Here is a 9,492-nt window from a genome sequence, read left to right as displayed (position 1 = left end):
GGAAGTGTTTGTTTAGAACCCCCACAATCGTAAAGGGATAATCATTCACTGTTACAACTTGACCTATGACCGAAGAATCTCCATGAAAAGTTCGCTGATACATTGCATCTGATATCACCATGGCGTGAGTCTCCGCAGGTCGGAACAGCCGACCCAACTCGGGCTGAGCGCCAGTTAAGTCCCAGAAGTCGCCCGCCAGAGACAGGACTCGATCCTGACCGGTTTCTCCATGGATCATCACAGCCAAGTCTCTATTGCCGTATGCGGCAGTTTTCTCGAATGCTCGGGTTTGTTTGCTCCAGGCCGTGTAATCAGCACGTTCTATCCAGTTGTCATTTTCAGGTTGATAGTCCCGATCAAAGGCTGCTAGCCATGCAAGCCGACTGGCCTCGGGGTAAGACAGCGGTCGAACCAATACTGCCTCGATGACACTAAAGACAGCGGTGTTCATACCAATCGCAAGGGCAAGTGTGAAAATCACTGTTCCAGCGAATCTGCGGTTGCGCAACAAGGATCGGAATGCATATTTGAGATCTTGTAGGAGTTGCTGTATCCAGACGGGATGCCATACGTTGTAGGTCTCCTGACGGATGAGCGATAGGTTTCCGAAAGCCCGCCGTGCTGCGCGCCGTGCCTCATTTGGGTTCATCCCGCGATCTAGATACTCTTGCGTCATAGCGTCAAGATGATCCTGGATATCCTGATCCAAATGGTCTAAGGGTGTCTGCTTCCGCATCGCTTACCTCCTAACTATTCGGCTGGAGAACTTGACCGATTGCGCGTACTAACTTTTCCCAGCGAGTCGTCTCCAGAGCAAGTTGCTTCTTTCCCTTTGCCGTCAAACGGTAGAATCTCGCTTTACGATTGTTCTCGGAGATACCATCCTCAGCGGAGATGAAGTTTCTCTTCATCAGCCGGTGAAGTGCTGGATAAAGGGAGCCTTGCTCAACCACAAGCACGTCTTCTGAATTCCGCTCGATCGCTTTCGCAATCGCGTGACCGTGTACCGGCCCCAGAATGAGAGTTCGTAATATCAGCAAATCGAGAGTTCCCTGAAGGAGTTCAACTCGCGTGTTGTCGCTTCTAGTAGACATGCAAGGGGAGCATACATCTTCTACTAGTAGAATGACAAGGAGAGTGGATTGGTAGTGGCTCCGCGTATTCTCGATGCTGGATTCGAACGGTTGTTTATGCAGTCAAAAAGCCCACGCCCCGGATAATGTGGCGCTTCCGACTGTTGTTGACGATCCGCTGGTAGACCGGCGGAGTTTGCGGCGACAAGGTCTCTGCCAAGTCTGTACGGGAATCGCCAAGGATGTGTCTGTGGCTGGGGCGGCTTGTTTCGCCACCACAAAAGAAGACAATTCCGTCGTTTCGCGCTTCGCGCTGCACTCCAGCCTCCGGCAGGTAGGAAGGGGCTTCAGCCTGACATTTCCCTGGGGCTTGCGCCCCAGGCTGGGATATGCCGCGCCTTTGGGGCTGGGTGATGTGCGACTCTGCGGATTTTGCGCACTTCCTCAAGGTGTGGGCATTCGCTTTTGTTCCAACTCAGACGTGGGGTACGGGCTTTACTTGCGGCTGCAAACAAATGGCCCGGGGCTAAAGCCCGATTCTTGCGTGGTTTTATTCCGCGGCCTAAAGGCCGCTGCTACTCCCAAGAGCAAAAGCAGATTCGCTCCCACCGCAGCGAGCAAAGAGCGCGCTCTCCAGGGACCCCGGCCTGCGGGAATGACAAAAAGAAAAGCAAGAGCAACGACAAGAGGCTGGAGTTGGGTGCCCCACAATGTTGTCGCCACCCCATTCATGACGATGAGGCCATCATGAATGGGGTGGCGAAGGGGTTCGAGGTACGTGTGGGCGACCCGCCGTTCGCTGATCAGTCAGTATCAGCTACTATCTCGATGCCGCTGATCAGCGGCTGATCAACAGCACCTCTAGAGAAGTCGATTTCGATATTTCCGTTGGCATCGGCTCGTACGAAAAAAGCCTCATCTACTGCCCGGAAGGGATATCCGGCAGTTGCAACTATGTCAAAATTTTGCAGTACCTGGGTCCCATTGATCGCGACATTGAACTCTCGCTGCCCTGGCAAGGTCCAGTACAACTCAGCAAAGTGTAGTATCTCCGCATACGTGATACCAGGCTGGAGCCCGGTAAAGATGTAGCTGAATTGACTACCTTCGCGCTCGTCCTGGTAAACCTGAGCGGGAACTGGGAAACTAGCAGCTTCTCCAAAAAGTATCGGCTGGCTAGTGTTCGAGTAAATGCTACCACCGGCGAAGTTCGAATCCGCGGAGAAACAACCTGCAGCAGAACCACCTGCGTTAATTGCGAATACATCTCCCACGCGTAAGGCTGGCGTGCAATCTGCAGTTGTTTGAAAACCATTTGCCATAGCCGCGTTCATCCGTGCAGAGACCGGCGTTGCTCCGGCCATTGCCTCCACCGATAGAGGCGTACTCAAGAGAGATGCACCAGAGAGGAGCACACCGGCAACCAGAACGAATAGCGAACGAGCGCCCCTAAGGGGTCTGCGGACCTTATCTTTCATCAGCTTACTCCGTAATAAATTATGAATTCTATGAATGGTATTACCTACCAGAGAGTCCTTGAATCAGGACTGGATTGGCAAGTGAGTTCGGGTTAATTCACCGATAGTGCGGCGCAGAAAAGATGTGAATAGGAAGCTACTGCTGCAGTAACTTCTTTCTGTGGATCGAATTAGCTCGATCTGTTGTAGATATATGTGGCCAACCATGGAGATTGCCGCGACCACCACCGGTGGGTGGGTCTTGAAGGTTAGCGCGAATGTTAGCAGGGCAATCGCATGAAGAGAAGGCGAGGGCTGAAGTGGTATCGGGCGAAGCCGAGGAGTTGAGAACCGCCCTAATCGGCTGCTCTGTATACTTAGACCCTGTACGGAGACTTCCATGCGACAGTCAACTGGTATAGGGATATACGCGGTGGTCCTTTTGATTGCAGCTTACTGTGCTCTGAAGTTTTCACACCATCCTATTGCTTGGCTTATCGGCCTTACAGCTTCGATTCCGATATTCGCAGCCCTCGCAGGAGCGATTTTAAAACCAAGGGAGTAGGCACAACCCCATTGCGGTGTCCGGCGTATTGTCGCGAGAAGGCGAGGATAGGGCGGGTGGCCCAGATCTCGGATCGCTTTCTTAGAAGTGGGTGCCACCCCTCTCGTTTGTGAGATGTGAGAGTTTGCATTGGAAAGGTTTTTTCCAAGTCTGTGCTTCAACAAACTGTTTGCACAGTTCGATCTGGCTCTAAGGGAAGTTTGATGACAGGCGCTTGAGCGTGTCTCATAAGCACCCAAATGATGTAGTGTACGTGTGGGGCGCCGGCCGTTAGGGAGACGGAGGGTGCCGGGGTTTTTAAGCCCGGGCTTTCTTTCGACTGCGAACAAACGGCCCGGGGCTAAAGCCCGATTCTTGCGTGGCTTTATTCCGTAGCCTAAAGGCTACGGCTACTCCGTCCCGCGACGCGGAAGCGTCACGGTTTGCGCTTCGCGCTGTGGGTGGTGCATACCTCGCCAGTGCAGACGAGATATATTGGGCTTTCAGCCCTTGATCTATTGTTAGGCCATACACCGGGGGCGCGAGCCCTGACGCAGAGCGCGAAACTACCGTGCCTGGCAAACTGCAGGTCTCTCCACTACGGCGCAAAAGCGTGCCTCCGGTCGAGATGACAATTTGTGGGAGGGTTCAGACGAGATATATCGGGCTTTCAGCCCTTGATACCTTGTTAGGTCTCTTACCTGGGGCTTGCGCCCCAGGCTGGGATATGCCGCGCCTTCAGCGCTTTAAAGGCTGAAGAACACACGACCGTCATCCTGCAACCCCACATCTCAAGCGCGAGATGTGGGGCACCGACTTTTGTTCCAACGCAGACCTGGGTCGCCCGCCTATAGCTGGCAACTTACGCCAGCGCCTCGACCGCCTGCGCGTTGGCCGCCTGCGTAACTACCGATTCCATACTTGCCAGCAGCTCGAGCATGACGTCTGCCTGGCGAGAGGCCTGCCGGACGAACCGAACCGTCTGTATCTTGTCCTCTCGGGCGAAGGCAGGCTGTTTTGTCTCCACATTCCAGTAGCGCATGCGTAGTCCCTTGTTGGTTATGCACACAAAGGCCCCATCGTCGCCTCCGTATGCCTGATGGAAGGTCAGGCTGGAGTCATCGAAGTAATTCGGCAAATTCCACTTTCGCCAAGTGTGATCTCCCGAGCGCTCAAACACCCAGGCCATGTTGCCTACCTGAGCGAAGATCCCATTGCCGGTGCAGGAAACGGTGCAGGGACTGATTTGGCTGCGGTTTGCCCTGGGCCCGACGTCAAAGGTCTCCACTCTAATCTGTTCGTGCGTCATCCAGGTCTCGTGAAAGATTTGAGCATCGGCGATGTAGCCCTTGGTCTCGTCAAGCGTGTACCGGTAGCAGTTGCCGCCGCCAGATTCGTCCAGCGCAAAGGCGTAAAAGGCGAGAGGTTCTCCATAGATCAGCGAGCGGGGATCGACCGCCAGAGACAGGATGGTCTTTCCGTCAGGTATCCCATAGGTCTTGTGGCTCAGCCAGCGCCGGTCATTGGGAGTCCAGGCCGTGGGATTATTTTCGTAGCTCTTGCCGATCCCATCGTCGTAGTCGAAGACGGTGAAGTTATGTCCGTTCGTGTGCAGGGAGATCACCTTGATGATCCCATCGTGTCTTTCACCAATAAATACCTGATCGGAGAGCCGTTTGTTCGGTTCGATCCTCCACCCCGGACTGTCGTCGGCCTTTCCCCGGCCTGCGCAGAGTCTGTAGCCGTCGATTTTTCCAACAGAAAAAATGGTGCCGCCAGAAGACACGGCAAAAGACACCACTTGTCCGCCCAGATTTTCCTGGGTCAGCACTGCGCCTTCACCGAAGACGCCACTGAATTGATAGAGATTGTTGTGTGCAGCGAGGATATAGGGAGAATAGCCTGCCGATTCAAAGGAGGGAGGGCCCGAATAGTAAATCGCCCAAAGAGCGCCTTCGTTCAGCGAAGCAAAGTGGCTCCCATACAGTTCGTCGCGCAACTGCTTTGCCAGTGTCTCGCGCGCCACGCGATATGTCTCTGCTCCGTTATGGTCCACCAACGCTGCCATGCTGGTAAATCCAACCCAGAAGTTGAGGGCATATTGAATGGTTAGATCGTAGAGCGGCATCCACTCCTTGGAGTGCTGTCCTTTACGGCTGGAGAGTGCAGAAAAGGTGGTGAAGATAGTCTTCTGGTGATCGCGCCAACCTGAATAGTTGGTCAGCTTTGTCCACGACATTCCACCAGCGATCTTGATTTGCTCCGCCAGGGCCGTGGCAGAGAGCTTTTTGTTCGGGTCGGTTTGGGTCAGGTCATTTTGAATAGATTTCGCGGCCTGTTCACGAGCCTGAACCAGCGACGAGAGCTCGACCTGAATCGTGGCCCAACTCTCATAGGCGCCGTAGAGAATGTCGCGATCGACCTTGAGCGTCTCGTCGGTGAGCATGCCCTTGATCTTGTCTTCCAGTGAGCGCGTAGCCGGCTTCAGCGCATCGAGGACCGCCGAGATGATCGCGGTAAAGATGGCCATGACGCCAGCTATGATGGCTCCCACCGGCCCGGCCAATGACATAAGACCGGAGACCGACCCAATGCCGCTCAGAATGGCCGCAGTCCCGCCCATGGTGTCGCCTTTCATGACAAGGAGCGCGCCGTTCTTCAGTTCACCGACACCCGCCTTCGCGGCAGTGCCAGCCGCGGCCCAGGGTCTGTTGCCGTACTTGGTAATGAAATCGTCTGATTGAGGTGTGGGCACCAAAGACTGCACAGTACTATCCAACCTGTTGAACTCTTTTTCCAGGTTCCTTTCCATCTCTTGTAAATGTTCGTGAACGATCTCAAAGTCTGCAAAATCTACTGGAGGGGGCATATGCATACGTCCTTGTATTCTGAAATGTGTGTTGGAGACGGACCCGACAGCGAACGTAGGTCATTGCGTAACCTTTGTCCATCGATTCCAGCTAAAATCGATCTAAATTCCAGATAACCGCGTAAGCCTTTTGTTTGTAGTGGCGAATCCGGTCATAGCGCTCGGGACGTCTTCCCGTAACAGCCCACCAGGACTTCTTCCATGCTTGCTCGGCCCGGAAAGACGCGGTTTGGTCCGTTCGAATTTGATCCTCGCCGCCATGAACTGCGAAAGGGAGTCGATCGCATCTGGATGTCGGCGTCGCAGCTGCGTCTGCTGACTCTGTTTCTGGAACGTCCCGGGGATCTGGTGACGCGTGAGGAGATCGCCGCGCGGCTTTGGACGGATGCGCACAACATCGACGTTCCGACCGGTATCAATACGGCTATCAATCGTATGCGCGGACACCTTCAGGCCTCGCCCAAAGGCCCGGTTTCGATTGAGACAGTGATCGGATTGGGCTATCGCTTCGTTGCCGATGTGGAGCAGGTTGAGGGGACGGAGAGCGAGGCCAGCCCCTCAGGCGGCACGGCTGCTCTGCAGGCGCCCCAAGCTGCGGCCGAGTTCGCCGAGGCTGGAACGATAGAGGTCGAAACCAGCGGCAAACAGCGGCAACCAACGTCCGAGACCTCAATACCTGTGAGAACGGCTTTTCCTGCCAGGTATCTATCGAGGTTTGCCGTCCCTGTGCTCTGCGGTGTCGCTCTGCTGGCGGTTCTGATCGCGTATGGTGTTCACCGCTGGGGGCAGGTGCGCGCAGACAGATCTTCGCAGGCTGCGACGGGAGTTCTGGGGCCCCTCATCCGGATCACTGCGGAGACGGAAAAGGGCGAGGTGACGACTTCCGCGGTTTCGCCGGATGGCCAGAGCGTTGCGTACAGCGATCGCTCCGGGGTGTCGGTGCATTGGTTCGCCTCGGGGCAGGAGCGGCTGCTGGGTGCGAGGCCATCGTTCACGGCTCGCCGGATTGCATGGTTTCCCGATGGAAGCCAACTGCTGATGAGCGGGACCGATGAGACGACGCACCGCAGCCAGGTGTGGCTGGTGCCTTTACAGGGAGCGTATCTTCACTTGATCGCGGAGGACGCCGACCTCGCCACGGTTTCGCCGGATGGCGGGCGAATTGCCTGGACACGAGATGGGGATCGGGAGCTCTGGCTTGCGGGGGCCGACGGCCAGAGTCCGCGCCGGCTCGCCGGAGTTGGACCCGGGGAGAGTTTCCGGTTTGTGCTTTGGTTTCCCGCAGGAGACCGGCTGCTGGCGACGGTCCACAGGATAACGCCGGGAGATACGGTGGGAGGAGATGCGGTGAGAGGGGATGCGGTGGCCAGGTATCCCGTCGATGCGGCTAACCACGATGCCTATGAGTCCATCGATGCTCTATCTGGACGCCTGCTGGATCGCGAGGAGGGCTTCTCCGCCGAGTCTGGCTATATCCTCGACGACGGACGGTTCTACTTTCCTTATAACGGGTCCCCGGACGTGATCACCGGCGGAAGCAGCCTGATGATGGTGCGGACCGACCGGCACAACGGACGCCTGCTTGGAGCTCCGACGCGCATCCGGGGTCTCAAAGCGAGTTTTGCCGGGAGTCTTACAGCGTCGTTGAGTGGCGCGCGGTTCGCTGCGGTGCTGGACGTGACCAGGACGGATGTCTTTGCCGCGGAGCTGCGCCAGCCCGGTCCTGCGCTGGCAGAGGTCAAGACGCTGACGCATGGAGCGATGCAGAACTATCCGCACGCATGGACCCCCGATGGCAATAGCGTTCTGATCGAGAACGACTCGCGGTCGCGGTGGTCGGTCTACGAGCAACCGCTCGATGGCTCCGATGCCCGGCTGATCGCCAGCATGCCGGAGAACGCAGCTATGGCAGAGCTTTCGCCCGATGGCCGATGGGTGCTATTTCTGGAATTTACCGGCCGGCCGCAGCGAGCTGCAGGGGTGTTCCGCGTCCCCCTCGGCGGGGGACGGATCGAACAGGTGACAACCAAGGGACAGATCGAGGAATTTCATTGCTCCGCCTCTTCTTACGGCAGCTGTGTACTGAGAGAGGTTGCCGACAACAAGGAGTTCGTCTACTACGAGTTGGACCCGATGCAGGGAATGGGCCAGGAACTGGGACGAACACCGTGGCAGCCAAACCGGCTGGGAGACTGGGGGTTGTCGCCGGATGGCCTGACGGTCGCCGCGGCAAACCACGACATGCTTCGCCCAGGCATCAGTCTGGCCAAGCTGCGGACAAAGCCTACCAATATAGATGAGATCGCTTTGCGCGGGCATGGGTCGATCCTCGGCTCGAACTGGGCTGCGGACGGCAAGTCGCTGTTTGTGGAGTGCCGGACCGAGGTGGGTTTCGAGCTGGTCAGTATCGACCTGGCCGGACACGTGAAGTCTTTGCGTGAGAGCTCGACGTTGATCTGGGCGACGCCATCGCGGGACGGCAGAAAGATCGCGTTTCCGGGTCTAACGATCAGCAGGGATGTGTGGGCCTTGGGGACTCCCGCCCCGTGAGATTGTTTTCAGCCGGTCGGGCTTCTGGCGCCAGTGAGCGATAACCCAGGGCCACCCGCCTGACGAGAAGACGACCTCTAAGGATTTCAGCGTCACCGTTACCGAATGAAGTGATGTCTTCAGTGTCGAAGGACACTAACCAGAGCCGCGAGAGCGGCAGTCCGCTGCCGACGGCTCGGGTAGTAGATGAAAAAGCCCGGGTAAGGCTGACACCAGTCCTGCAGCACTGGTACCAGCCTCTTAGCTGCCAAATGGGGAGCTATATCGTGCTCGGATAAGTAGGCGAGTCCGACGCCGTCGAGGGCCGCTCGAATCACAAGCCCGACATCGTTGGCAATGAAGCGAAGCTTTACAAGAAGCCTGGATACAGCATGTAAGGCTCGCCAGTGGGGGAGGCTACTTTCTCGATCGCATCTTAATCAATGCGACTTTCCTCTATGACCCATCGAAGTTGAGCCGGTGTTGCTCTGCTCAAGATGAAGAATAAGTCACGAAAACGCATTGCAATGGGAGCATTTAAGGGCACGCGTGAACGCGTGCCCTTAACGAAACATGACTTCTTCAGCATCCTCTGAAAGCCCGACGGATCTTGCCAGTGCAGCCGAGATATATCGCGCTTTCAGCGCTTGATGCCTTGTTAGGTCCCTAACCTGGGGCTTGCGCCCCAGGCTGTGATATACCGCCCCTTTGGGGCTGGGTGTCGTGGCACTCTGCAGGTTTGTGCATGTCCTCAGGGTGCGTGAGTTCTGTTTCAGTTGTTATCGGCGTCTCCCTTATCTGAACAATGATCTCGATCAATGTTTGTGGCGCGCTTTGCGTCTAAGGCTCAGGTGCGAGGCTCGCAACGAGTCGAGGGCTGAAAGCTCGGTATGTCTCGCCAGCGCAGACGAGATATCGCGTGCTTTCAGCCCGCAGGCTTCATTGCGGCATGTTTCCCAGGGCGACGCTTTCCGTCACACCATCCGCGATGCGGATGTCGTGACGTCGGCTTGCCCTGGG

General features: G+C 56.5%; 5 protein-coding genes and 1 pseudogene. 1 reads left to right on the top strand and 5 read right to left on the bottom strand.

Translation table 11 applies throughout. The features are described from left to right. The 4 genes from GSQ91_RS06050 to GSQ91_RS06035 all read right to left on the bottom strand — a co-directional run. On the bottom strand, positions 1–736 hold a 736-nt coding region (locus GSQ91_RS06050), incomplete at its 3' end, for an ABC transporter permease (RefSeq protein ID WP_174240654.1). A 10-nt stretch (positions 737–746) separates the two neighbouring features. Next, a complete protein-coding gene (locus GSQ91_RS06045) occupies positions 747–1,094 on the bottom strand; it encodes a PadR family transcriptional regulator (RefSeq protein WP_158820369.1) in 348 nt (115 codons plus the stop codon). Between the two features lie 782 nt (positions 1,095–1,876). Then, positions 1,877–2,551 carry a malectin domain-containing carbohydrate-binding protein gene (locus GSQ91_RS06040; protein WP_158820368.1) on the bottom strand — a complete coding sequence of 225 codons (675 nt, stop codon included), beginning with the start codon at positions 2,549–2,551 and terminating at the stop codon, positions 1,877–1,879. Between the two features lie 1,385 nt (positions 2,552–3,936). Further along, positions 3,937–5,841 (bottom strand): hypothetical protein, encoded by a 1,905-nt coding sequence (locus tag GSQ91_RS06035; RefSeq protein ID WP_158820367.1) that lies wholly within the window; start codon positions 5,839–5,841, stop codon positions 3,937–3,939. A gap of 393 nt (positions 5,842–6,234) precedes the next feature. Between GSQ91_RS06035 and GSQ91_RS06030 the strand changes: the two genes are divergently transcribed. After that, a complete protein-coding gene (locus GSQ91_RS06030) occupies positions 6,235–8,493 on the top strand; it encodes a winged helix-turn-helix domain-containing protein (protein ID WP_216845088.1) in 2,259 nt (752 codons plus the stop codon). Between the two features lie 119 nt (positions 8,494–8,612). Here the strand turns inward: GSQ91_RS06030 and GSQ91_RS26205 are convergent. After that, positions 8,613–8,870 (bottom strand): annotated as a pseudogene (locus GSQ91_RS26205) (LysR substrate-binding domain-containing protein); the annotation flags it as partial. Positions 8,871–9,492: the final 622 nt, after the last annotated feature.

It is taken from the genome of Granulicella sp. S156 (genome assembly GCF_009766105.1).
Classification (GTDB): domain Bacteria; phylum Acidobacteriota; class Terriglobia; order Terriglobales; family Acidobacteriaceae; genus Granulicella.
The sequence above is the reverse complement of the archived record's forward strand: the minus strand, read 5'-3'. Positions and strand labels throughout refer to the sequence as shown.

Coding starts and splice junctions, on each gene's coding strand:
- GSQ91_RS06040 (WP_158820368.1), bottom strand. CDS start 2,551: ATGAAAGATAAGGTCCGCAGACCCCTTAGGGGCGCTCGTTCGCTATTC.
- GSQ91_RS06045 (WP_158820369.1), bottom strand. CDS start 1,094: ATGTCTACTAGAAGCGACAACACGCGAGTTGAACTCCTTCAGGGAACT.
- GSQ91_RS06030 (WP_216845088.1), top strand. CDS start 6,235: ATGTCGGCGTCGCAGCTGCGTCTGCTGACTCTGTTTCTGGAACGTCCC.